The sequence below is a fragment of the Streptomyces sp. NBC_00207 genome, from assembly GCF_045160965.1.
Taxonomy (GTDB): Bacteria; Actinomycetota; Actinomycetes; order Streptomycetales; family Streptomycetaceae; genus Streptomyces.
Window position 1 is genome coordinate 7,572,028 of the sequence record NZ_CP130715.1, and the last position, 24,694, is coordinate 7,596,721.

21 protein-coding genes, 1 tRNA gene and 1 riboswitch are annotated in these 24,694 nt (G+C 73.5%); of the genes, 18 read left to right on the plus strand and 4 right to left on the minus strand.

Annotated elements, in window-relative coordinates; translation table 11 throughout:
- Window positions 1–17: 17 nt before the first annotated feature.
- From shc to OG472_RS35195, 4 genes are read left to right on the plus strand one after another with little or no spacing between them, the layout of a single operon-like run.
- Window positions 18–2,354: a squalene--hopene cyclase gene (shc, locus tag OG472_RS35180; protein WP_405942397.1), complete on the plus strand. Its 2,337-nt coding sequence runs from the start codon at window positions 18–20 to the stop codon at window positions 2,352–2,354.
- On the plus strand, window positions 2,354–3,046 hold the full coding sequence (locus OG472_RS35185; RefSeq protein ID WP_405942398.1) for a 1-hydroxy-2-methyl-2-butenyl 4-diphosphate reductase: 693 nt from the start codon (window positions 2,354–2,356) through the stop codon (window positions 3,044–3,046). Before shc ends, OG472_RS35185 begins: the two co-directional genes overlap by 1 nt.
- 5 nt (window positions 3,047–3,051) lie before the next feature.
- Window positions 3,052–4,083, plus strand: a complete 1,032-nt coding sequence (gene hpnH / locus OG472_RS35190) for an adenosyl-hopene transferase HpnH (protein WP_401605061.1) — start codon at window positions 3,052–3,054, stop codon at window positions 4,081–4,083.
- Entirely contained in the window at window positions 4,080–5,495 is a 1,416-nt protein-coding gene (locus OG472_RS35195; protein WP_401605064.1) for an aspartate aminotransferase family protein, read from the plus strand. Before hpnH ends, OG472_RS35195 begins: the two co-directional genes overlap by 4 nt.
- Window positions 5,496–5,513: 18 nt before the next feature.
- On the opposite strand, the gene OG472_RS35200 is transcribed toward OG472_RS35195, so the two are convergent.
- Window positions 5,514–6,305, minus strand: a complete 792-nt coding sequence (locus OG472_RS35200; protein WP_401605066.1) for a tyrosine-protein phosphatase — start codon at window positions 6,303–6,305, stop codon at window positions 5,514–5,516.
- Window positions 6,306–6,587: 282 nt separating this feature from the next.
- Window positions 6,588–6,793: riboswitch (cyclic di-AMP (ydaO/yuaA leader) on the plus strand.
- A gap of 5 nt (window positions 6,794–6,798) precedes the next feature.
- On the opposite strand from OG472_RS35200, the gene OG472_RS35205 reads away from it, so the two are divergent.
- The 10 genes from OG472_RS35205 (at window position 6,799) to OG472_RS35250 (ending at window position 15,247) form a co-directional block, all read left to right on the plus strand.
- The gene (locus OG472_RS35205; protein ID WP_405832925.1) at window positions 6,799–7,767 is read left to right on the plus strand and encodes a peptidoglycan DD-metalloendopeptidase family protein; all 969 of its coding nucleotides are present in this window, start codon (window positions 6,799–6,801) and stop codon (window positions 7,765–7,767) included.
- A 163-nt stretch (window positions 7,768–7,930) separates the two neighbouring features.
- Window positions 7,931–8,716, plus strand: coding sequence for an SGNH/GDSL hydrolase family protein (locus tag OG472_RS35210; RefSeq protein WP_383572592.1), 786 nt, complete (start codon window positions 7,931–7,933; stop codon window positions 8,714–8,716).
- Between the two features lie 194 nt (window positions 8,717–8,910).
- Window positions 8,911–10,113 carry an MBL fold metallo-hydrolase gene (locus OG472_RS35215; RefSeq protein WP_401605070.1) on the plus strand — a complete coding sequence of 401 codons (1,203 nt, stop codon included), beginning with the start codon at window positions 8,911–8,913 and terminating at the stop codon, window positions 10,111–10,113.
- 261 nt (window positions 10,114–10,374) lie between these two features.
- The gene (locus tag OG472_RS35220; RefSeq protein ID WP_405942399.1) at window positions 10,375–12,528 is read left to right on the plus strand and encodes an ATP-binding protein; all 2,154 of its coding nucleotides are present in this window, start codon (window positions 10,375–10,377) and stop codon (window positions 12,526–12,528) included.
- Window positions 12,529–12,563: 35 nt separating this feature from the next.
- Window positions 12,564–12,998 carry a roadblock/LC7 domain-containing protein gene (locus OG472_RS35225; protein ID WP_383572739.1) on the plus strand — a complete coding sequence of 145 codons (435 nt, stop codon included), beginning with the start codon at window positions 12,564–12,566 and terminating at the stop codon, window positions 12,996–12,998.
- A complete protein-coding gene (locus OG472_RS35230; protein WP_405832929.1) occupies window positions 12,995–13,414 on the plus strand; it encodes a DUF742 domain-containing protein in 420 nt (139 codons plus the stop codon). Before OG472_RS35225 ends, OG472_RS35230 begins: the two co-directional genes overlap by 4 nt.
- A complete protein-coding gene (locus OG472_RS35235; RefSeq protein WP_401605076.1) occupies window positions 13,392–14,018 on the plus strand; it encodes a GTP-binding protein in 627 nt (208 codons plus the stop codon). The genes OG472_RS35230 and OG472_RS35235 overlap by 23 nt, the downstream gene beginning before the upstream one ends.
- The gene (locus OG472_RS35240; protein ID WP_401605079.1) at window positions 14,015–14,584 is read left to right on the plus strand and encodes a GAF domain-containing protein; all 570 of its coding nucleotides are present in this window, start codon (window positions 14,015–14,017) and stop codon (window positions 14,582–14,584) included. Before OG472_RS35235 ends, OG472_RS35240 begins: the two co-directional genes overlap by 4 nt.
- 72 nt (window positions 14,585–14,656) lie before the next feature.
- The gene (locus tag OG472_RS35245) at window positions 14,657–15,019 is read left to right on the plus strand and encodes an MmcQ/YjbR family DNA-binding protein (RefSeq protein WP_401605081.1); all 363 of its coding nucleotides are present in this window, start codon (window positions 14,657–14,659) and stop codon (window positions 15,017–15,019) included.
- 154 nt (window positions 15,020–15,173) lie between these two features.
- Window positions 15,174–15,247: transfer RNA gene (locus OG472_RS35250), tRNA-Pro, on the plus strand.
- 163 nt (window positions 15,248–15,410) lie between these two features.
- Here OG472_RS35250 and OG472_RS35255 read toward each other — a convergent pair.
- Window positions 15,411–16,190 carry an IclR family transcriptional regulator gene (locus OG472_RS35255; protein WP_405942400.1) on the minus strand — a complete coding sequence of 260 codons (780 nt, stop codon included), beginning with the start codon at window positions 16,188–16,190 and terminating at the stop codon, window positions 15,411–15,413.
- A gap of 399 nt (window positions 16,191–16,589) precedes the next feature.
- On the opposite strand from OG472_RS35255, the gene OG472_RS35260 reads away from it, so the two are divergent.
- The 4 genes from OG472_RS35260 to OG472_RS35275 all read left to right on the plus strand — a co-directional run bounded on the left by OG472_RS35260 (window position 16,590) and on the right by OG472_RS35275 (window position 22,308).
- Window positions 16,590–17,999 (plus strand): phenylacetate--CoA ligase family protein, encoded by a 1,410-nt coding sequence (locus OG472_RS35260; RefSeq protein ID WP_405942401.1) that lies wholly within the window; start codon window positions 16,590–16,592, stop codon window positions 17,997–17,999.
- Window positions 17,996–18,910, plus strand: coding sequence for a hypothetical protein (locus OG472_RS35265; protein WP_405942402.1), 915 nt, complete (start codon window positions 17,996–17,998; stop codon window positions 18,908–18,910). Before OG472_RS35260 ends, OG472_RS35265 begins: the two co-directional genes overlap by 4 nt.
- Before the next feature lie 152 nt (window positions 18,911–19,062).
- Window positions 19,063–20,730 carry a phospholipase D family protein gene (locus tag OG472_RS35270; protein WP_405832937.1) on the plus strand — a complete coding sequence of 556 codons (1,668 nt, stop codon included), beginning with the start codon at window positions 19,063–19,065 and terminating at the stop codon, window positions 20,728–20,730.
- A 132-nt stretch (window positions 20,731–20,862) separates the two neighbouring features.
- Window positions 20,863–22,308 (plus strand): glyceraldehyde-3-phosphate dehydrogenase, encoded by a 1,446-nt coding sequence (locus tag OG472_RS35275; protein WP_383572624.1) that lies wholly within the window; start codon window positions 20,863–20,865, stop codon window positions 22,306–22,308.
- A 44-nt stretch (window positions 22,309–22,352) separates the two neighbouring features.
- Here the strand turns inward: OG472_RS35275 and OG472_RS35280 are convergent, their stop codons facing one another.
- Together OG472_RS35280 and OG472_RS35285 are read right to left on the minus strand one after the other, a co-directional pair.
- Window positions 22,353–23,558, minus strand: a complete 1,206-nt coding sequence (locus OG472_RS35280; protein WP_405942403.1) for an MFS transporter — start codon at window positions 23,556–23,558, stop codon at window positions 22,353–22,355.
- 55 nt (window positions 23,559–23,613) lie between these two features.
- A complete protein-coding gene (locus tag OG472_RS35285; RefSeq protein ID WP_401605100.1) occupies window positions 23,614–24,648 on the minus strand; it encodes an NUDIX domain-containing protein in 1,035 nt (344 codons plus the stop codon).
- Window positions 24,649–24,694 lie beyond the last annotated feature (46 nt).

The window sequence follows — 24,694 nt, forward strand, 5'->3', positions numbered from 1 at the left end:
TGTTCTAAGGGGAAGCCATGACAGCGACGACCGACGGCAGCGCCGAGGGCGCTGCCGCTGGCAGCGAATCAACCCCGGGTCTCCCGGCGGCCCCCGCCGTGGGGCACGCCCGCGGCCCGGCCGCCGAAGCGGGGCCCCCGGCCCCGCCGCGCGCAGGCCGGCCCGGCCTGCAGGCCGAGTACGGAGCCGCGCCCGGCGCCGCCGGCCCGCGGGCCGACTACGGCCCGCGCGGCACGCCCGGAGCGGACGGCGGCCGGGTGCGCGTGAGCCCGGTCGGGGACCGGCCGGGCACGGCGCGGCTGCCGGGCGCCACACGGCCCGACTTCGCCCCGGAGGCCGACCCGCCGGGCGAGCACGGTGGCCGCGTACGCGTGAGCGTGCTCCCGGACGCGCCCCCGGGCCCGGACCGGGCGGGACCGGACCGGGGCGCCGCGGACCTGCCGGAGCCACCGGAAGGCGCACCGCCGGGCGTGTACGAGGCCACCGCGCGGGCGACCCGGCACCTGCTGGAGCGTCAGGACGCCGAGGGCTGGTGGAAGGGCGACCTGGAGACCAACGTCACCATGGACGCGGAGGACCTGCTGCTGCGGCAGTTCCTCGGCATCCGGGACGAGGCCACCACCCACGCCGCGGCCCTGTTCATCCGCGGCGAGCAGCGGGAGGACGGCACCTGGGCCACCTTCCACGGCGGCCCGTCCGAACTGTCCGCCACCATCGAGGCCTACGTCGCGCTCCGCCTCGCCGGGGACGCGCCGGACGCCCCGCACATGGCCCGTGCCTCGGCCTGGATCCGGGCCCACGGCGGGATCGCCGCCGCCCGCGTCTTCACCCGGATCTGGCTGGCGCTCTTCGGCTGGTGGAACTGGGACCACCTGCCCGAACTCCCGCCCGAGCTGGTGTTCCTGCCGTCCTGGGTGCCCCTGAACATCTACGACTTCGGCTGCTGGGCCCGCCAGACCATCGTCCCGCTCACCGTGGTCTCCGCGCTGCGCCCGGTCCGCCCGGCCCCCTTCGCCCTCGACGAACTGCACGCCGACGCACGGGTGCCGAACCCCGCCAAGCGCCCCGCCCCGCCGACCAGCTGGGAGGGCGTCTTCCAGCGGATGGACAAGGCCCTGCACGTCTACCGGCGGTTCGCGCCGCGCCGGCTGCGCAAGGCCGCCATGGCCACCGCAGGCCGCTGGATCGTCGAGCGCCAGGAGAACGACGGCTGCTGGGGCGGGATCCAGCCGCCCGCCGTGTACTCCGTCATCGCCCTGCACCTGCTCGGCTACGACCTCCGGCACCCCGTGATGCGCGCCGGACTGGAATCCCTGGACCGCTTCGCGGTGTGGCGCGAGGACGGCGCCCGGATGATCGAGGCCTGCCAGTCCCCGGTGTGGGACACCTGCCTGGCCGCGATCGCCCTCGCCGACGCGGGCCTGCGCCCCGACCATCCGGCGCTGGTCAAGGCCGCGGACTGGATGCTCGGCGAGGAGATCACCCGCATCGGGGACTGGTCGGTACGGCGGCCGGGGCTGGCCCCCGGCGGCTGGGCCTTCGAGTTCCACAACGACACCTACCCCGACATCGACGACACCGCCGAGGTCGTCCTCGCCCTGCGCCGGATCCGGCACCCCGACCCGGCCCGCGTCGAGGCGGCCATCGCCCGCGGCGTGTCCTGGAACCTCGGCATGCAGTCGAAGAACGGCGCCTGGGGCGCCTTCGACGCCGACAACACCAGCCCCTTCCCGAACCGGCTGCCCTTCTGCGACTTCGGCGAGGTCATCGACCCGCCCTCGGCCGACGTCACCGCCCACGTCGTGGAGATGCTCGCCTTCGAGGGCCGGGCGGGCGACGCCCGGACCCGGCGCGGCATCGCCTGGCTGCTCGCCGAACAGGAGCCGAACGGCGCCTGGTTCGGCCGCTGGGGCACCAACTACGTCTACGGCACCGGTTCGGTGCTCCCGGCGCTCACCGCGGCCGGCATCGCCCCGGGACATCCCGCGATCCGCCGGGCCGTGCGCTGGCTGGAGACCGTACAGAACGAGGACGGCGGGTGGGGCGAGGACCAGCGCTCCTACACGGACCCGTCCTGGGCCGGGAAGGGGGCCTCCACCGCCTCGCAGACCGCGTGGGCGCTGATGGCCCTCCTGTCGGCCGGCGAGCGGGACGGCAAGGCCGTCGAACGGGGCATCGGCTACCTGATGGGGACGCAGCGGGAGGACGGCTCCTGGGACGAGCCGTACTTCACGGGCACCGGCTTCCCCTGGGACTTCTCCATCAACTACCACCTGTACCGGCAGGTGTTCCCGCTGACCGCGCTCGGCCGCTACCTGTACGGGGAACCGTTCGCCGCGGGCGGGGGCGTCTGATGTCCGCCGCGGCGGAGCGGACCAAGGGGGACCGGGCCCGGCCCCCCGACCCGCTGCTGGTCGCCTGCGCCCTGCGCATCGAGCAGGCGGCGCTGCGCAGCGCCGGGTCCGGGGCGGCCCGCGGCCCGGCCGGGGGCTACTCCCTGCTGCGCACCGGGATGGGCCCGCGCGCGGCCGAGCGGGCCGTCGCCCGGGTACTGGACCGGCCCGGGATGGACCGGGCCGCCGTCCTCGCCACCGGTTTCTGCGCCGGGCTGGTCCCCGGCATGCACCCCGGCGACCTGGTCGTCGCCGAGGAGACCCGGGACCCGCAGGGGGCCGTCACCTGCACCGGCACCGCCCTGCTCGCCGAGGCACTGGCCCGGGCCGCACCCGGCCGGACCGTGCACACCGGCGCACTGACCGGATCCGACCACGTCGTCCGCGGCCAGGAGCGCGCGCAGCTGCGCGCCACCGGCGCCATCGCGGTCGACATGGAGTCCGCGGCCACCCTGTGGACCGCCACCCGCGCCGGCCCGTCCCCGGACGGCGGCCGCCCGGTTGCGGCCGTCCGGGTGATCGTGGACGCTCCGGAGCACGAGCTCGTCCGAATCGGCACGGTTCGCGGGGGAATATCGGCCTTCCGCGTTCTGCGTGCCGTACTGCCCGCGTTTTACGAATGGCACCGTTCTTTGCTGCTCCCCAGGAGGTGAGCCAGATGGCCATGCCGCTGCGCCAGTCCATCAGGGTCGGGACCTATCTTCTCGAACAGAAGCTCCGCAAGCGTGAGAAGTTCCCGCTGATCGTCGAGCTGGAGCCGCTCTACGCCTGCAACCTGGCCTGTGAGGGCTGCGGAAAGATCCAGCACCCGGCCGGGGTGCTCAAGCAGCGCATGCCGGTCGCCCAGGCGGTCGGCGCCGTGCTGGAGTCCGGCGCGCCGATGGTGTCCATCGCGGGCGGCGAGCCCTTGATGCACCCGCAGATCCACGAGATCGTCCGGCAGTTGGTGGCGAGGCGGAAGTACGTCTTCCTCTGCACCAATGCGATGCTCCTGCGCAAGAAGATCGAGAAGTTCACCCCTTCCCCCTATTTCGCCTTCGCCGTGCACATCGACGGCCTGCGCGAGCGCCACGACGAGTCCGTGGCCAAGGAAGGCGTCTTCGACGAGGCGGTCGCCGCCATCAAGGAGGCGAAGAAGCGCGGGTTCCGGGTGACCACCAACTCCACGTTCTTCAACACGGACACCCCGCAGACGATCATCGAGGTGCTCAACTACCTCAATGACGACCTTCAGGTCGACGAGATGATGATCTCGCCCGCCTACGCCTACGAAAAGGCTCCCGACCAGGAACACTTCCTCGGCGTCGAACAGACGAGGGAACTCTTCAGGAAGGCCTTCGCGGGCGGCAACCGGCGGCGCTGGCGGCTCAATCACTCGCCGCTCTTCCTGGACTTCCTGGAAGGGAAAGCCGATTTCCCCTGCACGGCCTGGGCCATTCCGAATTACTCCCTCTTCGGCTGGCAGCGCCCCTGCTATCTGATGAGCGACGGCTACGTGACGACGTACCGGGAGCTGATCAACGACACCGACTGGAGCAAGTACGGCCGCGGAAAGGACCCGCGCTGCGCGAACTGCATGGCGCACTGCGGCTACGAGCCCACCGCCGTCCTCGCCACCATGGGCTCCCTCAAGGAATCCCTGCGAGCGGCCCGGGAGACGATCGGCGGCAACCGGGGCGCGTCGGCATGACCCCGGCGGAGGAAGGAGCGGGCGCGCGGGGCAAGGGCTTCGACCTCGGCGCCCTGCTGGCCGCGCGCGGAGGGGAGCGGTACGAGCTGCACGCCCGGCACCTCAACCACCAACTGCCGCGGATGCTCCACACCATCGGCTTCGACAAGGTCTACGAGCGGGCCGAGGGCGCCCATTTCTGGGACGCCGAGGGCAACGACTACCTGGACATGCTGGCCGGCTTCGGGGTGATGGGCCTGGGCCGCCACCACCCGGTCGTCCGCCGGGCCCTGCACGACGTCCTGGACGCGCAGCTCGCCGACCTCACCCGCTTCGACTGCCAGCCGCTGCCGGGGCTGCTGGCGGAGAAGCTGCTCTCGTACAGCCCGCACCTGGACCGGGTCTTCTTCGGCAACAGCGGAACCGAGGCGGTGGAGACGGCCCTGAAGTTCGCCCGGTTCGCCACCGGGCGGCCCAGGATCCTCTACTGCGACCACGCCTTCCACGGCCTGACCACGGGCGCGTTGTCGGTGAACGGGGAGGGCGGGTTCCGCGACGGCTTCGCCCCCCTCCTCCCCGACACGAAGATCGCCCTGGGTGACCTGGGCGCCCTGGAGCGGGAGCTCCGCAAGGGCGATGTCGCCGCCTTCGTCGTCGAGCCGATCCAGGGCAAGGGGGTCCTCGAGGCCCCGCCCGGATTCCTGCTCGCCGCGCAGGAACTGCTGCACCGGCACAAGGCGCTGCTGATCGCGGACGAGGTGCAGACCGGCCTCGGACGTACCGGGGACTTCTACGCGTACCAGCACGAGCCGGGCGTGGAGCCGGACCTGGTGTGCGTGGCCAAGGCGCTGTCCGGCGGCTACGTGCCGGTCGGCGCGACCCTGGGCAAGGACTGGATCTTCAAGAAGGTCTACTCGTCCATGGACCGGGTGCTCGTGCACTCCGCGAGCTTCGGGTCCAACGCGCAGGCGATGGCGGCCGGGCTGGCCGTGCTGTCGGTCATGGAGGACGAGGAGCTCGTCGCGCACGCCCGGGCCACGGGCGACCTGCTGCGCGGGCGGCTCGCGGCCATGGTGGACGAGTACGAGCTGCTGTACGAGGTGCGGGGGCGCGGGCTGATGATCGGCATCGAGTTCGGCCGGCCGTCCTCGCTGGGGCTGCGCAGCCGGTGGACGATGCTGCAGGCGGCCCGCAAGGGGCTCTTCGCCCAGATGGTCGTGGTGCCGCTGCTCCAGAAGCACCGGATCCTCACCCAGGTCTCCGGGGACCACCTGGAGGTCATCAAGCTCATCCCGCCGCTGGTCGTGGACGAGCGGGACGTCGACCGGTTCGTCGGCGCGTTCCGCGCGGTCATGGACGAGGCGCACGGCGGGTCCGGGCTGATGTGGGACTTCGGCAGGACGCTGGTGAAGCAGGCCGTCGCCCAGCGCTGACGGCCCGCTCCGGGTGATCTATTCCAGCAGCGAGTCGCGCAGCCGGCGGAGGGTCTCGGGCTTCAGCCCGAGGCCCTCCGCCAGGTAGGGGTCCACCCCGCCCCAGGTCTCGTCGATGGTCTCGAAGGCGGCGACCAGGTACTCGGCGCGGGCGTCGAAGAGCGGTGCGAGCAGCTCCATCACCTCGGGGGAGCGGGCCTCGTCGGACGCGCCGCTGCGGCGCACCCGGTAGCGGCGGTGCGGGGCGTTCGACTCCAGGTAGTCCGCCACGATCGCCTCGCGCTCGACGCCCAGCGCGAGCAGGGTCACGGCGATCGAGAGGCCGGCCCGGTCCTTGCCGGCCGCGCAGTGCAGGAGGGCGGGGACGCTGTCCTCGGCGAGCGCGTGCACGACCCGGCTGTGCTCGGCGGTGCGCTGCTCGATGATCCTGCGGTAGGAGTTCGTCATCCGGGCCGCTGCCTTGCCGTCGCCCAGGATCGCGCGGAGCTGGTCGAGGTCGCCGTCGCGCACCAGCCGCCAGAACTCCCGGCCGTCGGCCGGATCCGAGAGCGGGATGTTCACGTTCCGCACGCCGGGCAGTTCCACGTCCGGCCCCTCCAGCGCGTGGTCGGCGCCGTTGCGGAAGTCGAAGACGGTGTGGAGGCCGAGCGAGGCGAGGAATTCTGCATCGGTTTCGGTGGCATGTGCGAGATGTCCGCTTCGGAAGAGTCGTCCCGTCCTGACCCTTCGACCATCAGAAGTCGGCAATCCGCCGACATCACGGAAATTGCGCACTCCGGTCAGCTCCGGCTCCTGTATCTGCTGGGTCACGGGAATTCCTCCGCTTCATGGTGGGACGTCTGTCCGAATTGAGCCGTTTGGCGCCAACTTGCCATATCCGGAGGCGAGATCGGGCACGTCCCCGTGAGCCAGATCATACGGTGACCGTGAGTGCCTGATCGCGAATGCCGAATGGCCCCGTCGGAGCGGTTGTTGACGGCGGGTAATGGACGGAGGGTGACCGGAATTCCGTCGAATCCTGATCCCTGTGATTCCGTCAGGAAATTGGTGGCTTGTTCCCTGCTGGCGCAAGGGATTACCTTCGCGATCGATCCGGGTGGATCGCCGAATCCTGCCGCCGCCCGGAAACCGCACCCGACCATTCGTGCGGCAGGAGCGGGGGAACCAGGTAAGCCGCTGTTTCGGAGATCTTTTTGCCGGAACGGCTCGGGGTGAAGACGTACATGTGCCGTTCATGTGCGGCCGGGCATCTCCAGTCCGAACCCGACAGCTCACCTCGCAGGCGCCGGAGAGGAATTTCGCCATGCCTGCAAAGGGTAAGCACCGCCGTCCCAAGTCCCTTTCGATATCGCGCGGTTTCGCCGTCGCAGGCACCGGTGGCGCGGCCCTCGCGCTGCCGCTGATCGGCGCGGCCGGCGCCCACGCGGCCGGCGCCCCGGCCGCGGCGACCGCGGTGGCCCCCGCGGTGGCCCCGCAGCTCCCCGCCGCGCTGCAGGCCGCGCCCGCCGCCGTGCAGAGCGCGCCGAGCGTCTACACGGTCGTGCCGGGCGACTACCTCTCCAAGATCGCTGCCGAGCGCCACCTGTCCGGCGGCTGGCAGCAGCTGTACGCCGACAACCGCGAGGCGGTCGGCGCCAACCCGTCGCTGATCCACCCCGGCCTGAAGCTGAACCTCGGCGGTGCGGCCGAGGCGGCTCCGGTGGAATCCGCCCCCGAGGCCGAGATCGAGGCCGCCCCCGAGGCGGCTCCGGAGTCCGCCCCCGAGGCTGCTCCCGAGGCCGCGCCGAAGGCAGCCCCGAAGCCGGCCGCGAAGGCCCCCGCGCAGCAGGACTCCGCCGCCGAGGCTCCCGCCGCGCAGCAGTCGGCCTCCGGCTTCGTCGCCCCGGTCGGCGGCGGCATCTCCACCCAGTACAAGGTCGCGGGCGCCATGTGGTCCTCCGGCTACCACACCGGCGTCGACTTCATCGCGAGCTCCGGTACCACCGTCAGGGCCGTCGGCGCGGGCACGGTGGTCTCCTCCGGCTGGAGCGGCGCGTACGGCAACGAGGTCGTCATCCGGCACGCGGACGGCAAGTACTCCCAGTACGCCCACCTGTCCCAGCTGTCCGTTTCCTCCGGCCAGAGCGTCACCGCTGGCCAGACCCTCGGCCTCTCCGGCTCCACGGGCAACTCCACCGGCCCGCACCTCCACTTCGAGATCCGCACGGGCCCCTCGTACGGCTCCGACATCGACCCGCTGGCCTACCTCCGCTCCAAGGGCGTGAGCATCTGACGGCACCCGCCGTCGGAGCACGGACACGCGTGAGGCCGGGACCCGAGGGGGGTCCCGGCCTCACGTGTACTTATTCCTTATCCCCCACGTGGTAGAGATCACGGTCCGTCAACCCCTCATTACGTTGGCGTAGGTTGGTTACGGGAGTGAAGGATGGGTTCTCGTGGCAGCGACGACGACGAAACTCAAGACCATCGGCTCGTACGCGGCGATCGGGGACAGCTTCACCGAAGGCGTGGGGGACCCGGGACCCGGGGATTCGTATCTCGGCTGGGCGGACCGGCTCGCCGTACTCCTGGCCGATCAGCGCGAAGAGCACGACTTCCGTTATGCGAATCTGGCGGTGCGGGGGAAGCTCCTCGACCAGATCGTGGCCGACCAGCTTCCGAGGGCCAAGGCCCTCGCACCGGACCTGGTGACCTTCTGCGCGGGCGGCAACGACATCATCCGGCCGGGCACCGACCCGGACGACGTGGCGGAGCGGTTCGAGGCGGCCGTGGCCGACCTCGCCGGCGCGGTCGGCCAGGTCATGATCACGACCGGCTTCGACACCCGGGGCGTGCCGGTCCTCAAGCACCTCCGGGGCAAGGTGGCGACGTACAGCGCGCACGTGCGCGCCATCGCCGACCGCTACGACTGCCCGGTGCTCGACCTCTGGTCGCTCAAGTCCGTGCAGGACCGGCGGGCCTGGGACGCGGACCGGCTGCACCTCTCGCCCGAGGGGCACACGCGGGTCGCGCTGCGGGCGGCGCAGGTGCTCGGGCTGGACGTGCCGACCGATCCCGACCAGCCGTGGCCGCCCCAGCGGCCGCGCGGCTCGGTGGACGTGACCCGCGACAACATCCAGTGGGCGCGCGACCACCTCGTGCCGTGGATCGGCCGGCGGCTGCGAGGGGAGTCCTCCGGGGACCACGTCGAGGCGAAGCGGCCCGACCTGCTGCCGCTGTAGACGCACGGACCCGGGGGCGGCGGGGACACCGGAGCCCAGGGCGGGGACGCAGGGGGGCACGGGGCCCCGGGGGCGCACGGGGGACGGGGCACGGAAGGGGACGGGAGCCGCAAGCGGAATCCTTCGGGGCCGGTGTGCGTTGGGATGGTCGTAGAGAGACGACCCACCCTTACTCCATCCTCCCTGGAGGCGCTTTGACCGGCTCCCGTCCCCTGCGTCCCCGGCTGCGCGCCCTGCGGCCCGAAGCCTTCGGCGCGGACCCGTCCGGTGCCCGGCTGGACCGCATCCGCCGCTCGCCGAACTTCGCCGACGGCGTCTTCCAGAACCCGGTCGGGGCCCGGAACCGGCCCTCGGGGTCGATGGCGGAGTTCGCCAAGATCTACTTCCACCGGGAGCAGCGGGTGCGGCGCAGTCCCGCCGCGCCCATTCCCGTGTACCCGACGACCCTCGCGGAGCTGGCGAAGCCGCCCGCGAGCGGTCTGCGGCTGACCTGGATGGGCCACTCCAGCGTGCTCGCGGAGATCGACGGCCGCCGGGTGCTGTTCGATCCGGTGTGGGGCGAGCGGTGCTCCCCCTTCCCCTTCGCCGGCCCCAAGCGGCTGCACCCGGTGCCGGTCCCGCTGGCCTCGCTGGGCGAGGTCGACGTCGTGGTCATCTCGCACGACCACTACGACCACCTCGACCTGCCCACCATCAAGGCCCTGGCCGGTACGGACACGGTCTTCGCCGTCCCGCTGGGCGTGGGCGCGCACCTGGAGCGCTGGGGCGTGTCCGCCGACCGGCTGCGCGAGCTGGACTGGAACGAGAGCACCAAGATCGCCGGGCTCTCCCTGACGGCCACCCCAGCCCGGCACTTCTGCGGACGCGGCCTGCGCAACCAGCAGCACACCCTGTGGGCCTCCTGGGTCGTCGCGGGCGACGAGCACCGGATCTACCACAGCGGGGACACCGGCTACTTCCCCGGCTTCGAGGAGATCGGCGCCGAGCACGGGCCCTTCGACGCCACGATGATCCAGATCGGGGCGTACTCGGAGTACTGGCCCGACATCCACATGACCCCCGAGGAAGGCATGCGCGCCCACCTCGACCTGCAGGGCGGCACCGCGCACGGCACGATGCTGCCGATCCACTGGGGCACCTTCAACCTGGCCCTGCACCCGTGGGACGAGCCGGGCGAGGGCACGCTGACCGCCGCCGAGGGCGCCGGGGCGGCCATCGCGCTGCCGATCCCGGGCCAGCCCTTCGAACCGGGGTCCGGCGAGGCCCCGGCGCAGCCCTGGTGGCGGCCGTTCGTCGCGGGCGGCGCGGCCGTCGTCCCGGCCGCGGCCCCCGGCCCCGTCACCGCGGAGCGGCAGCAGGCCGTGATCCGCGAGGAACCCGAGGCCGTCGGGTCCTGACGTACCGCCGCCCGCCACGGGGCCCGGGGCGGGCGGCGGCGCCCCGGGGGCGAGGGCGCGAGGCCGGAGGCTGTCCGCGCCCGGGACCGCCGGGCGCATTCGGGCGGCTGTACGAGCGCTCCACCGGGAGCGGGAAGCACCCCCTCGAAGTTCCCCAACTGGCGTTCCGGGGCGGGACGGCGGGGTCTAGCGTGGGTATCCGGTGATCAACACCGGGCCCCGGGAACGCTGGGGGCCGGGCCCCACGTACCGAGGACGCCGATGTCCGGACTCCGCGCCGCCCGCCACTCCCCGTCGAGACACGCCGTCACCGGTCCCGGTCGGCAGCTGCGCCCCCAGTTGGTGCGCGCAGCCGTCCTGCCGACGCTCGCCGCCGCGCTCAGCGGCGCCGCCGCGGTGATCTTCACCCTCCAGCTCGGCGGCGGCGCGGGCGACCGCGACGCACGGCTGTGGCCGGTGCTCACCGGCTGCGCCCTGCTCGTGGTCGGCGCCCTCGCCGCGGCCCTGCTCGGGGCCCAGCGCGCCGCCAAGGCCGTACGGGACCGGTGCGAGGCGCTGCGCCGCTCCAGCGTGCGCGGCCGCCACGAGCTGCGCACCGCCGCCGACCGGCTGGAACGGGGCGAGACCCCGCCGCGCCCGGTGCGGGGCGGGCCGGCGTCCGGCGGCGACCCGGCCGGGGTGGACGAGTTCTGGCTGCTCTCCCAGGAGCTGCGCGGCGCCCGCGAACAGGCGCACACCACCCTCGTACGGCTGGCCGGCCCGGCCGCCCCGTCCGACAGCGAGCGCAAGGTCGAGGTCTTCGTCAACCTCGCGCGTCGCCTGCAGTCCCTGGTGCACCGGGAGATCTCGCTCCTCGACGACCTGGAGGACACGGTCGAGGACCCGGACCTGCTCAAGGAGCTCTTCCACGTCGACCACCTCGCCACCCGGATCCGCCGGCACGCCGAGAACCTCGCCGTGCTGGGCGGGGCCGCCTCCCGCCGCCAGTGGACCCGGCCGATCGAGCTGAGCGAGGTGCTCCGCTCCTCGGTCGCGGAGGTCGAGCAGTACACCCGGGTCAAGGTCGTGCCCCCGGCCGGCGGCAGCGTCCGCGGGCACGCCGTCGCCGACGTGGTGCACCTGCTGGCCGAACTGGTCGAGAACGCCACGGTCTTCTCCGCCCCCGACACCGACGTGGTGCTGCGCGCCGAGCGGGTCACCGCGGGGATCGCGGTCGAGGTGGAGGACCGGGGGCTGGGCATGCCGGCGGAGGAACAGCACCGGATGAACGCCCTGCTCGGCGACCCCGACCAGATCAGCGTCCGGCACCTGCTGGCGGACGGGCGGATCGGGCTGTTCGTCGTCGCGGCACTGGCCCGCCGGCACGGGATCGCCGTCGAGCTCAAGTCCAACATCTACGGTGGAGTGCTCGCCGTGCTCGTGCTGCCGCAGGAGCTGCTGGGCGCGGAGGCGCCGAGCGCCGCCGACGCGGCGGGAGGCTCCCGGTCCACCTCGTGGGGCACGGGCGAGGCCCCGTCCATCCCCCGTCTGGAACCGGTCCCCGTGCCGGTGCCCTGGCAGCCGGCCCCGCAGCGAGGCCCCGCCCCGTCGGACCCCACTGCGTCGGGCCCCGCCCCGTCAGGCCCCGCCCCGCGCCCGCACCCCGGCTCCGCAGCCTCCCCGCTGCCCGCACCCCGGACCGGCTCCGAGACGCCGGCCGCTCCCGCACCGCGATCCGTTCCACCGTCTCCCGCCGCCCCCGAGGCCGCTCCGTACCCCGCCCCCCGGGCCGACGCCCCGACCGCGACCGGTCCCGCTCCGCGAGCCGGAGCCCCGGCCGGTCCCGTGCCCGGTACGGCGCCCGGGTCCTGGGCCGAGGCCCCGGCCGGGGCGCCGCCGGGGCCGGAGGCCGGGTCCCGGCCCGGGCCTGCGCACGGAGGCGGGCCGTTGACGTGGCTGGAGGGCGCTCCACGGGCCGGGGCGTCCGCCGAGCCCTGGGGCGGCGCCCAGGCCGCGCCCCCGCCGCGGGCGGGGGCCGGGCTCTGGTTCGCGCCCGGGCCGGGGGAGGAAGCAGCCGCGCGGGTCGGGTTCCCGGCCTCTGCCGAGGGGGCCGCGGCCCCCTCGGCGCCGGCGCCGACCCCTGCTCCCCGGCCGGGGGACACGGCTTCCGGTGCGGCGCTGCCCGCCCAGCGGGCCGGCGAGATGGGCGAGGGGGAGCCGTGGGCCGACGGCGCGGGCCTGCCCGGCGAGCCCGGGGACGGGGCGGAGCGGCCCGCGCTGCCCCGGCGGCGGGCACAGGAGCATCTGGCGCCGCAGCTGCGCGAGGCGCCCCTACCGCGCCCGGCCAGGGACGCCGAGCAGCCACTGCACGACCCCGGCCTGATGGCCGCCTTCCAGCGGGGCTTCGGCCTCGCACAGTCGGAGAACCAGCTATGACCCCGACACCCCACCTCAGCAAGGAGCACACCCCCATGGGCGGCGAAGTGGCGACGAAGACCGGCAGCCGGCTCTCGGACCTCGACTGGCTGCTCAGCGGCCTGGTGCAGCGCGTGCCGTACACGCGCAGCGCCGTACTCCTCACCGCCGACGGGCTCGTCACCTGCGTGCACGGCCTGGACGCCGACAGCGCCGACCACCTGGCGGCCCTCGCGTCCGGCCTGTACTCGCTGGGCCGCAGCGCCGGCTCCCGCTTCGGGGACGGCGCCGAGGTGCGGCAGGTCGTCGTCGAACTCGACACCGCGCTCGTCTTCGTATCGGCGGCCGGATCCGGGACCTGCCTGGCCGTCCTCGCCGACCGCGAGGCCGACGCCGGGGTGCTCGGCTACGAGATGGCGATGATGGTCAAGAGCGTACGTCCGTACCTGGCGGCCCCGCCGCGGCGGCCCACCGCCGACCCGGAGCGATGAGGGCACACGGTACGGGGGCGTACGCGAAGGGGCGGGACACACCGTGGCTCGACGCCTCGGCGGGCCGGGTGATGCGCCCGTACACCGCCAGCGGCGGGCGGACCCGGCCGGGCGTCCCGCTCGACCTGCTCTCGCTGGTGACCGCGACCGGGGTGCGCCCGCGCATCCCGCTCGGGGCCGAGCACACCCTCGTGCTGCGGCTGTGCGCGGGCGCCGCGGCGGTCACCGTCGCCGAGGTGGCCGGGCAGCTGCGGCTGCCGGCCGCGGTGGTGAAGGTGCTGCTGTCCGACCTGATGGAACACGGGGCAGTCGTGGTGCAGGCGCCGAGGTTCCCCGGCATCGGCGGCGACGCGTTCGCCGCCACCGACCAGTCACTGCTGAGGGCGGTGCTCGATGGCCTGCGTAGACGACTGTGAAGCCCCCGCGCCCGCCCCCGCGACCCTGAAGATCCTGGTCGCGGGCGGTTTCGGCGCGGGCAAGACCACCTTCGTGGGCGCGGTGAGCGAGATCGAGCCGCTGAGCACCGAGGAACTGCTCAGCGACCTCGGCGCGGCCGACGACCCGCTGCACGGCGTCGAGGCGAAGACCACCACGACCGTGGCCCTCGACTTCGGGCGGATCACCCTGGACGAGCGCCACGTGCTCTACCTGTTCGGCACGCCCGGACAGCACCGCTTCTGGTTCCTGTGGGAGGAGCTGTGCGCGGGCGCGCTCGGGGCGGTCGTGCTCGCCGACACCCGCCGCCTCGCCGACTGCTTCCCCGCCGTGGACTTCTTCGAGCGGCGCGGGATCGGCTTCATCGTCGCCGTCAACGAGTTCGACGAAGCCCACCGCTACACCACCGCCGAGGTCCGCGAAGCGGTGGGGCTCGCGCCCGAGGTGCCCGTCGTACGGTGCGACGCGCGCCTGACCAGTTCCGGGACGGGGACGCTGGCCGCCCTGGTCCGGCACCTCCTGTGCATGTCCACGGCCACGGCCACAGTCAGCTCTTCGTCTTCGGAGTCGGGGGAACCGCCATGACGTACTACGAATCGACCGGACACCTGCTGCTCACGCCGGTGGACCGGGAGGCGCCCGCGCGCGTCGTCCGGCTGCGCGAGCTGGGTCTGGGGGAGCGCACGGACGCCGAACTGGACGCCTTCGCGAGGCGGGTCGCCGACGTGCTCGACGCCCCGTACGCGGGGGTCAACTTCGTCGGTGAGGAACGGCAGTTCTTCGCCGGGCTGCACCACGCGGCCGAGGCCCCGGCCTGCGGGTACCCGGCCCGGGTCCTGGCCCGCGACCACGGCTACTGCCCGTACGTGGTGGTGCGGCGGCGCGCGCTGGTGCTGGAGGACGTACGGGACTTCGCGCGCTTCGCGGGCAACGCGGTCGTGGACGGGAGCGGGGTGCGTTCGTACGTGGGCGCGCCGCTGACCGACCGGCGCGGGATCGTCCTCGGCACGGTGTGCGCGGTGGACGTGGTGCCGCGGCGGTGGGGGACGGAGGGGCTCGCCACCGTCAAGGCGCTGGCCGCGGACCTGGTGGCGCTGGTGCACGAGCGCGAGGACCGGGCGCAGGCCCGCACGGCGGACCGGCGGGGGTGAGGGCCGTTGTCGGTGGCGGGGGCTACGGTCGTCGGACGAGGGTTCACCGGCGGCTGGAGAGGAGTCTCGGGGATGGCCACGACCGCGCAGGACGTCCGCCTGATCGCGCTGTCGCTGCCGGACAGCAGCGAGAAGCTCGCCTGGGGCATGCCGACCTTCCGGGTGGGCGGGAAGATCTTCGTCGCGCTGGCCGACGACGACACCACGATCGGGGTGAAATGCCCCAAGGAGGACCGGGCCGAGCTGATCGCGGCGGAGCCGGAGAAGTTCTTCATGCGTCCGGGCCACGACGACAACTACGCCTGGATCCGGGTCCGCCTGGAGGCCCTGGGGGACGCGGCCGAGCTGCGTTCCATCCTGGCCGACTCCTGGCTCCAGGCGGCCCCCAAGCGGCTGGTCGCGGCCCATCCGGAGCTGTCCGGCGACGCGGGCTGAGCGCCCGGCGCCGCCGTGGGGCGCGGGGACCGGCGGCCGTGGCCGCCGAGCCCCCGTGGAACCGGTAGCGGAAAAGGTGCGCGCGACCACCCACAGAAATGCGGTATCGTTCTCATGCGCGTTCGGCCAGGGGAAACCCCAGGTCAGCGGGTATCGGGACGTGGCGCAGCTTGGTAGCGCACTTGACTGGGGGTCAAGGGGTCGCAGGTTCAAATCCTGTCGTCCCGACTCGAGAGAGTCGCAGATCAGGGGCCGTTTCAGAGCAATCTGAAACGGCCCCTGACCGTTTTCGGGGACCTTTTTGGGAACCTTTCGGGACCGCACCCACCGACGGCATCCGGCGACACCGTGCCCGCCCCTCTCGGGCGGGCACGGTGTCCTGGTGCCCGGCCTAGTGCGGAGGCGCCATCGCCGGGTGCCCGACCTGCGCGCCGGGCGAGGGCGCGGGGGAGGGCGCGGGGGAGGGCAGTCTGGTCAGGTTGGCGCTGATCATCGCCGCCGCGCGGCCCACGGCCTCGCCGAGCGGGGCGATCTGTTTGCCGTCCAGGGCGGTCGCCGCCACGGCGGCCACCACCTGCCCCGATGCGGAGAGGACCGGCGCCGCCACGCACGACAGCGTGCTCACGCACTGTCCGTACTCGAAGGCGAGACCCCGCTCCCGGGCCCGCGTGACCTCGCGGGTCCACGTCGGCTTCGTCCACCCCTTGGGCAGCTCCGCCGACGGGCTGGACGCCGCGAGGATCAGCTCCGCCGCGCTCCCGGGCGGCAGGACGGTTCCGGAGTGCAGCGGGAAGACCTCGTCCACCTCGCCCCGCATGCCCCCGACGATGATCGTGTGTCCCGCCTCCGGCACCGACAGGCTGAGACTCAGCCGGCCGCTCATGGCCGCGAGTTCGCGCAGCGGCCGGGCCGAGGCCGCGCGCAGCAGGCGCGCGGGGTGCCAGGCCTGTCCCAGGCGGAACGTCCGCGGCCCGAGCCGGTAGCGGCCCGAGCGGCTCTGCACCGCGCCGAGTGCGACCAGCTGCCCCAGTAACCGGTGGGCCGTGGCCTTCGGCAGTTCGGCGTCGGTCGCCAGGCGGGTCAGGCCGACTTCCTCGCCCTGTGCGAGCACTTCCATGAGGGCGAACGCGCCCTCCAGTACACCCCGCCCCTCTGCGCCTGATCTGGCCATGAGCGAGTCCCCCTTTCGCCCGGAGCCCATCGGTCGGATGGGTCCGAAACTCCCCGTTCGTCCCGGCTCATCAGCGAGAACGGTGGTGTCGCCCTCCGCTTCCGCCGGTCCGTTGAACGGACCCGATCATTGCCCGTGTGTTGCGAACGCGCCAGTGTGTTGTCGGCCCGAGGGAGAAACGATTCGGTGGCCCACCGGCAACCGGGCGTTCGTCCCACAGCGACGAAACAAGGAGGATCCGATGAGCGCGATCAAGACCAGCGCCAAGCAGTTCAAGTACGTCATGGGTGCCATGACGGCCGTCTTCTTCGGCAACTGCTCTGCCAGCTGACGCTGTTTCGGGGGGTGGGGGCGGCATGTCGCCCCCACCCCTTTTCTTTACGCCTTAGGGAGGCACGAGTGCTGGAAACCGGTGTCCGGCAGGTCCGGGTGGCGATGGCCATGGTGTTCGGCCGGCGGCTGAACGTCCGGGCCGTGGAGCGGCTGGTCGCCGACGCCCTCGCCACACTGGAGGAGTTCGGCTCGCTCGGCGACGACGTCGACGAACTGGCCGACGGACCGTTCGCCGACCCGGCCGAGCGCCGCGACCTGCAGAACCGTGCCCTCCAGCGGACCGTCAACCGACTCGCCAAGCGCTCTCCCTTCTACCGCGAACGCCTCGCCGGCATCGACCTCGACGGGCTGACCACCGAGACGCTCACCCGGATCCCGGTGACCCGCAAGGCCGACCTGATCGAGCGCCCCGCCGACTTCCTGTGCAGCGCCCCCTACCTGGCGACCCAGACGACCGGCACCACCGGCCGCCCCGTGCAGATGTGGCTCTCCCGCTACGAGATGGAGCTCTGGCCCGCGCTGATCGCCCTGTCCGTCGTGCTGCGCGGCGACATCCGCCCCGGCGACCGGATGCAGATCAACCTCAGCTCCCGGGCAACGGCCGCCGTCCAGGAGGACGTCGAGGTGTGCCGGATGGTCAACGCCTCGTGCCACGTGGTGGGCCAGGTCCCGCCGGAGGAATCCGTCGAGCACCTGCTCGGCCGCAACGGCACCCGGCCCACCCTGCTCACCGGCAACCCCAGCTACCTGGCCCGGATGCTCACCGCCGCACGGCAACGGGGCTACGGGCCGGACGACTTCGGCCTGCGGGCGATCTACGCCGGCGGGGAGATCGTGTCCCCGGCCTTCGTCCGGGCGCTGCGCGAGACCTTCGGGGCCGAGACCATCGGCGACAACTTCGGCATGACCGAGCTGCTGCCCGTCGGCGGTCGCACCTGCAGCAGGCGCCACCTCCACATCGACCCCAACATGGGGTACACCGAGGTGCTCGACCTGGAGACGGGCGAGCCCGCCGGGCCCGGACAGCTCGGGGAGCTGACCGTGACGCCGTACTACCCCTACCGGGAGTGCATGCCCGTCCTGCGGTACAACACCGGCGACGTGGTCCGCACCCTGGACGGCGAACCGGACTGCGAACTCGCGGCCGTGCCCGCCGTCTCCCAGATCCTCGGCAAGGCCGGCACGCTGCTGCGCACCGCCGATTCCGTCGTGACGCCGCGCGAGATCGTGGAGGCCCTGGACGGCACCCCCGGAATGCCGTGGCCCCTGCGCCACCGGGCCGCGGTCGCCGACGGCCGGCTCCACGTGGAGGTCGCCTCCCGGGACGCCACCGCGGCGGAGGTGACCGAGCGGCTGCTGGCCCGGGGCATCGACGCGCGCGTCACGGTCCTGCCGCTGGACGACGAGGAGGCCGCGCGCCGCTTCCCCCTCCGCTGTGACCTGTTGGAGCACACCTTCACCCGGAGCCACGCATGACGGTCTTCTTCCAGATCGCGGCCACCGCCGCCCTGGCACTCGCGGTCGTCGTCGGCACGATCGCCTACTTCCGCGCCGTACGCGCCGCGAGGCCGCCCGTCGGCGTCTTCAACGGCAAGGACATCTTCATGATGATGGGCTTCGTCCTGGCCCTGCCGTACGTGTACCTCGCCCTCCCCGGCGCCGTCCTGCCGGTCGTGCTCGCCCTGGTCTTCGCGGGCGGGCTGTCCGTCGGCTACCAGCCCCTCATCGGCAACGGCCGGCTGCGCTGGGCGCTGATCTCCGTGCTGATCGCGAGCGTGCTCGTCACCCACCTCGCCTTCGGCGAGACCGCCCCGCCCTACTGGGTGGCGAACAGCCTTGTCGTCGGACTGGTCGTGGTCTCCGCCACCAACCTCAACGTCCAGGGCGGCATGCGCCTGAAGAACGTCGCCTGGTTCCTGCTCCTCCTCGCCGTCTACGACGCCTTCTTCGCCTGGGTCGTACCGCTGACCCAGGAGCTCGCCGAAGCCGTCCAGGGATATCCGTACGCCCCGGCCGCCGGCCTGCGCATCGGCGAGGACCTCGGCGCCGTCGTCGGCATGGGCGACCTGCTGGCCTACGCCCTCTTCACCACCACCGCCTACAAGGCGTACGCGAAGCCGGGCCTGCGGACCGGGATCGCCCTGGTGGTGCTCTTCGGAGCCGTGGCCCCCGTCGCCGCACTGCACCTGATCGCCGCGGCCACCGGTGACGCCCCCGGCCTCATCCCCGCCCAGGTGTTCTTCGGCCCGGCCGCCTTCGTCGGCTACCTGTTCCTGAGCCGGCGCGGCCCGGAGCGGCGGATGGTCGACGTGCCGTTCCGCGGGAACCGCGCGGCGGCCGTGCGGCAGGCACCGGTGCGCAGCGCCGAAGCACACCCCGTGGCCTGAGCAGGCCCGAGAACCGCCCGGGCCCGCGGGAGCACGACCTCGCGCGGGCCCGGGTCACCACCGGACGGCCGCCCGCCCCGGCGGCGGCTAGCCTGGGATTGCGTCACGCACGCACGATCGGAGCATGCGGTGGATCCTGGGACGGGCCGGCCGTGAGACCGGCGGATGCCGTCACGCCCGGCGGCGCCGACTGGCTGCTGGCCTCCGGCGAACGGGGCAACCCGGCGACGCGCCTGGACCGGCGCCGCCCGGACGGCGCGGCCTGGTCGCGGGGCAACCACGTACGGCCCCTGGTCCACGGGTCCACGTACTTCGCGGAGCTGCTGGCGGAGATCCGCGCCCTGCGCGCCGGCGACCTGCTGCTGTTCACCGACTGGCGCGGTGACCCCGACGAGCGCCTCGACGGGCCCGGCACGGAGATCGGCACGGTCCTGAGCCGGGCGGCCGGGCGCGGAGTCGTCGTCAAGGGGCTGCTGTGGCGCTCCCACCTCGACAGCCTGCAGTTCAGCGAGGCGGAGAACCGCCACCTCGGGGAGGAGATCGAGGAGGCCGGCGGCGAGTGCCTGCTCGACATGCGGGTGCGGCCCGGCGGCTCCCACCACCAGAAGATGGTGGTGCTGCGCCACCCCGGCCGCCCCGGGCTGGACATCGCCTACGTCGGAGGCATCGACCTCTGCCACAACCGCAACGACGACGCCGCGCACCACGGCGACCGCCAGTCGCTGCCGCTCGCCCCCGCCTACGGGCCGCACCCGCCGTGGCACGACGTCCAGCTCGCCCTGCGCGGACCGGCCGTGGGCGACGTGGAGGCCGTCTTCCGCGAGCGGTGGGAGGACCCGGCACCGCTCAGCCGCAGCCCGCTCACCCGGCTGCGGTCGCTGGCGCACCGCGAGGACACCAGCGCGGACAGCCTGCCCCCGCAGGCCGCCGACCCGGCGCCCTGCGGCACGCAGACCGTCCAGGTGCTGCGGACCTACCCCAACCGGCTGCTGCGCGGCTACCCCTTCGCCCCCGACGGGGAGCGCAGCATCGCGCGCGCGTACGACAAAGCGCTGCGGCGGGCCCGGGTGCTGATCTACCTGGAGGACCAGTACCTGTGGTCCCCGCGCGTGGTGGCCTTCTTCGCCCGGGCGCTGCGCGGGCATCCGGGGCTGAGGCTGATCGGCGTCATCCCCACGGTCCCGGAGCAGGACGGCCGCCTCACGGGGCCCATGAACCTGATCGGGCGGATCCACGCCCTGGAGGAACTGCGCCGCGCCGGCGGCGGGCGCGTCGCGCTGTACGGACTGGAGAACCACGCCGGAACCCCGGTCTACGTCCACGCCAAGGTGTGCGTGATCGACGACGTGTGGGCCTCCGTCGGCTCCGACAACATCAACCTCCGCTCGTGGACACATGACTCCGAACTCGGCTGCGCGGTGTACGACGAGGCCCCGGACCCCCGGCTTCCGCGCGACCCGGGCGGCCTCGGCGACGGCGCGCGGGCCTTCGCCCGGGAGCTGCGCCTGGAGCTCATGCGCGAGCACCTGGACGCGCTGGACCCGCGGGAGGACCCGGGCGTTCCGGGCTCGGCGGGCCGGGAGGCGGCGGGCGCGCTGTGCGATCCGGCGGCCGCGTTCGAGGCCTTCGCGGCGTCGGCCGCCGCGCTGGACGCCTGGCACGCCGGCGGCCGCCGCGGTCCACGGCCGCCGGGCCGGCTGCGCCGCTACGTGCCGCCGGACCTGCCCGCCGCGCAGCGGCTGCTCGCGGCTCCGCTGAACCACCTTCTGGTCGACCCGGACGGCCGCCCGGCGGGGATGCGGAGGCGGAATGCCTTCTGAGGTCAAAGCACCGCAACCAGGGACACCTTTACGCCGCATAGCGCACGTTTCCGGCCCGGGTGGGTACCGCCTGAGGGGCCCGGGCGGCGTCGGGTTAGCATATGAGCACCGCCTAGCTCGAAAGATAATCCTGTGACTGTCAATGAGGACTCGTTCACCAGCTGGAAGAACCGCGAGGAGATCGCGGAGTCGATGATCCCGATCATCGGGAAGCTGCACCGGGAGCGGGACGTCACGGTCCTGGTCCACAGCCGATCCTTGGTGAACAAGTCGGTGGTCAGCATTCTCAAGACCCACCGGTTCGCCCGCCAGATCGCCGGCCAGGAGCTCTCGGTCACCGAGACCCTGCCGTTCCTGCAGGCGCTCACCACCCTCGACCTCGGCCCGTCGCAGATCGACATCGCCCTGCTCGCCGAGGCGTACAAGACCGACGACCGCGGCCTGTCGGTGGAGGAGTTCACCGCGTCGGCCGTCGTGGGCGCCACCGGTGAGAACAAGATCGAGCGCGGCGACGGCCGCGACGTCGTCCTCTACGGCTTCGGCCGCATCGGCCGCCTCGTCGCCCGCCTGCTCATCGAGAAGGCCGGCTCCGGCAACGGCCTGCGCCTGCGTGCCATCGTCGTCCGCGGCGGCGGCGAGCAGGACCTGGTCAAGCGCGCCTCCCTGCTGCGCCGCGACTCCATCCACGGCCAGTTCCAGGGCACCATCACCGTGGACGAGGCGACGAGCACGATCATCGCCAACGGCAACAGCATCAAGGTGATCTACGCCAACGACCCCTCCGAGGTCGACTACACGGCGTACGGCATCAAGGACGCCATCCTCATCGACAACACGGGCAAGTGGCGGGACCGCGAGGGCCTGTCGAACCACCTGCGCCCCGGCATCGACAAGGTCGTCCTGACCGCCCCAGGCAAGGGCGACGTCCCGAACATCGTCCACGGCGTCAACCACGACACCATCAAGCCGGACGAGCAGATCCTGTCCTGCGCGTCCTGCACCACCAACGCGATCGTCCCGCCGCTGAAGGCCATGGACGACGAGTACGGTGTCCTGCGCGGTCACGTGGAGACCGTCCACTCGTTCACGAACGACCAGAACCTGCTGGACAACTACCACAAGGCCGACCGCCGCGGCCGTTCGGCGCCGCTGAACATGGTGATCACCGAGACCGGTGCCGCCTCCGCCGTCGCCAAGGCGCTGCCCAACCTCAAGGCGCCGATCACCGGCAGCTCGATCCGCGTCCCCGTCCCGGACGTCTCGATCGCCATCCTCAGCCTGCGCCTGGGCCGCGAGACCACCCGCGAGGAAGTCCTCGACTACCTCCGCGACGTCTCCCTGCACTCGCCGCTCAAGCGCCAGATCGACTTCACCACGGCCCCCGACGCGGTCTCCATGGACTTCGTCGGCTCGCGCCACGCGTCGATCGTGGACGCCGGAGCCACCAAGGTCGACGGCGACAACGCCATCCTCTACCTCTGGTACGACAACGAGTTCGGCTACTCCTGCCAGGTCATCCGTGTGGTCCAGCACGTGTCCGGCGTGGAGTACCCGACCTACCCGGTCCCGGCGGTCTGATCCCGGCCCACCGTTCCACCCGCTGTTCCCGTCAGGCCCGGCCGTCAGGCCGGGCCTGACGTGCTCCCCGTCCGTACCGGCTGGCGCAGGAGGTAGGCGGCCGCGCCCGAGACGAGGACGGCCATGCAGGCGATGAAGACCAGCCCGGCGCCCTCCAGGCCGAGCGGGTCGGCCAGCAGCCCCACGCCGATCACCGGCACCGAGATGCCCGCGTACGCCACCACGAACAGCGCCGAGATCACCGCCGCGCGCCGGTCCGGCGGCGAGGCAGCGGCCACCGCGGACAGCGCCCCGCGGAACGCCAGCCCCTGCCCGGCGCCGCCGACGAGCGCGCTCGCCACCACCAGCGCCAGCCGGTCCCACACCAGCGCGCCCGCGAGCAGGGCCAGCCCGGCGAGGAGACCGGCGCAGCCCAGCGGGAGCGAGCGCCCCACCCCGACCCGGCCGACCGCCAGCTGCCCGGCGGTCGAGGCGAAGAAGGCCAGCGAGACGACCGCCCCGCTCACGGCGCGGTTGTGCACGTCGAGGGACTGGGCGAGGAAGGCCGGGCTGACCGAGGTGAACACGCCGAACAGGGCGAAGCCCACGAACGCCGCGATCGCCGCGGGTGCGAACACCGCCCGCACCTGCGGGGGCAGGCCGGGCCGCTGCGGCCGTACGGTGCTCAGCGGCCGCCGCTCCGTCACGGTCTCCGGAAGGCCCAGCAGGACGCCGGCCGAGGCCACCACCAGCACCAGGTGCACGGCGAAGGTCAGGTGGAGGGGCCAGGGGGCGTACTGCGAGAGCACCCCGGCGAGCAGCGGACCGCAGCCCAGCCCGCCCATGTTGGCGGCCGTCGCCACGAGCGTGGCCCGCGAGGCGCCGCTGCTGGGTGCCAGCTCCATCACGTACGCCGTCGCCGCGCCGGTGAACAGCCCGGCCGACAGCCCCGACAGCAGCCGCCCCGCGTACAGCCACCCCATGCCGGTGGCGCACAGGAAGCAGACGGCGCTCGCCGCCGCGAAGCCCAGGCCGGCCAGCAGCACCGGCCGCCGGCCCACGGCGTCCGAGGCGTTGCCCGCCAGCAGCAGGACGCCGATCACCCCGAAGGCGTACACGGCGTACACCACGGTCACCATCAGCTCGGAGAACCCGAACTTCTCCTGGTACAGGCCGTAGAGGGGGGTCGGCAGCGTGGTGCCGGCCATGCACACGGCGAAGACCGCCCCGCCGAGCAAGCACTGGCGCCACCTTCGGCGATCACCGTCCATGCCGCCGACGGTAACCCCGCGGCCGCGGCCCGGCGCGCCGGGCGGGGCCCGGCCGTCAGGGGCGGCCGGCGTGGAGTTCCAGCGGGCCGGTGCCCGTGGCGCGGGCGGTCAGGCAGGCGGTGATCTGGCGCCGCAGGGCCGGTTTGACCAGGACCGGGAGCTCCGCGGGCGCGACGGTGCGCCACTGGAGGAGCTCGGTGTGGTCGAGGCGGATCCGGCCGAGGACGGCGGCGTCGAGGACGCCGCCGTCGTAGAGGAAGCGGATGCGCGCCGGACGGCCGGGCTTGTGCGCCCAGTTCACGGCGAGCAGCCGGCCCGGGGCGAGGTCCAGGCCCAGCTCCTCGTGGACCTCCCGCCGGGCGGCGGCCCGCGGGGTCTCGCCGAGGTCGCTGTCGATGCCGCCGCCGGGCAGGTTCCAGCGGTCGCTCCGGCCGTACGCGGGCTGGACCAGCAGGACCCGGCCGTCGGCGGCGGTGAACAGCACGCTCGCGGCGGTCACCGCCTTGGGCCGGCTGGCCCGGTGGCTGGCCGCGTCGAGGGCGCCGGAGTGCTCCAGGGCGAGGCGCCGGACCGGGTCCAGGCCGGCCGGGGAGCCCGGCTGCGGCACGCCGTCGACGAGGTGGGCGAAGGAGCCGGTGTGCAGGGCGGCCAGGCCGGCCCGCAGCCGGGGCGCGACGCGGGCCGGCAGCGCCTCGCAGGCCTCGTCCGGCCGCAGCCAGCGCCCCTCGGTGATCCCGCCGTCCCGGAAGGAGAGCGCCGCGGCCTCCTCCGGGGTCAGCGGGCCGACCAGGTGGACGTGCACGACCAGGGCGCGGCCGAGGGTCCCCGGCGGCCGGGAGTCCACCGCCAGCAGCCGGCCGACGGGCACGTGGAGGTCGAGCTCCTCCCGCAGCTCGCGGGCCAGCCCGGCCTCCGGGGTCTCGGCGGCCTCGACCGTGCCGCCCGGGAGCTGCGGATCCGCCCCGTACGAGGTGGCCAGTACGAGGACCCGCCCGCGGGTGTCCACGACGATCCCGGTGGCGGCCACGAGGGGGGCCGGTCGGGCGGCGTGGTACGCGCGCACCGCGTCGGGGGAGGGGCGGTCGGGCACGGCGGGCTCCTGGGGCGGTCTCGTCGGTCGGGTCGTCGGCACGAGC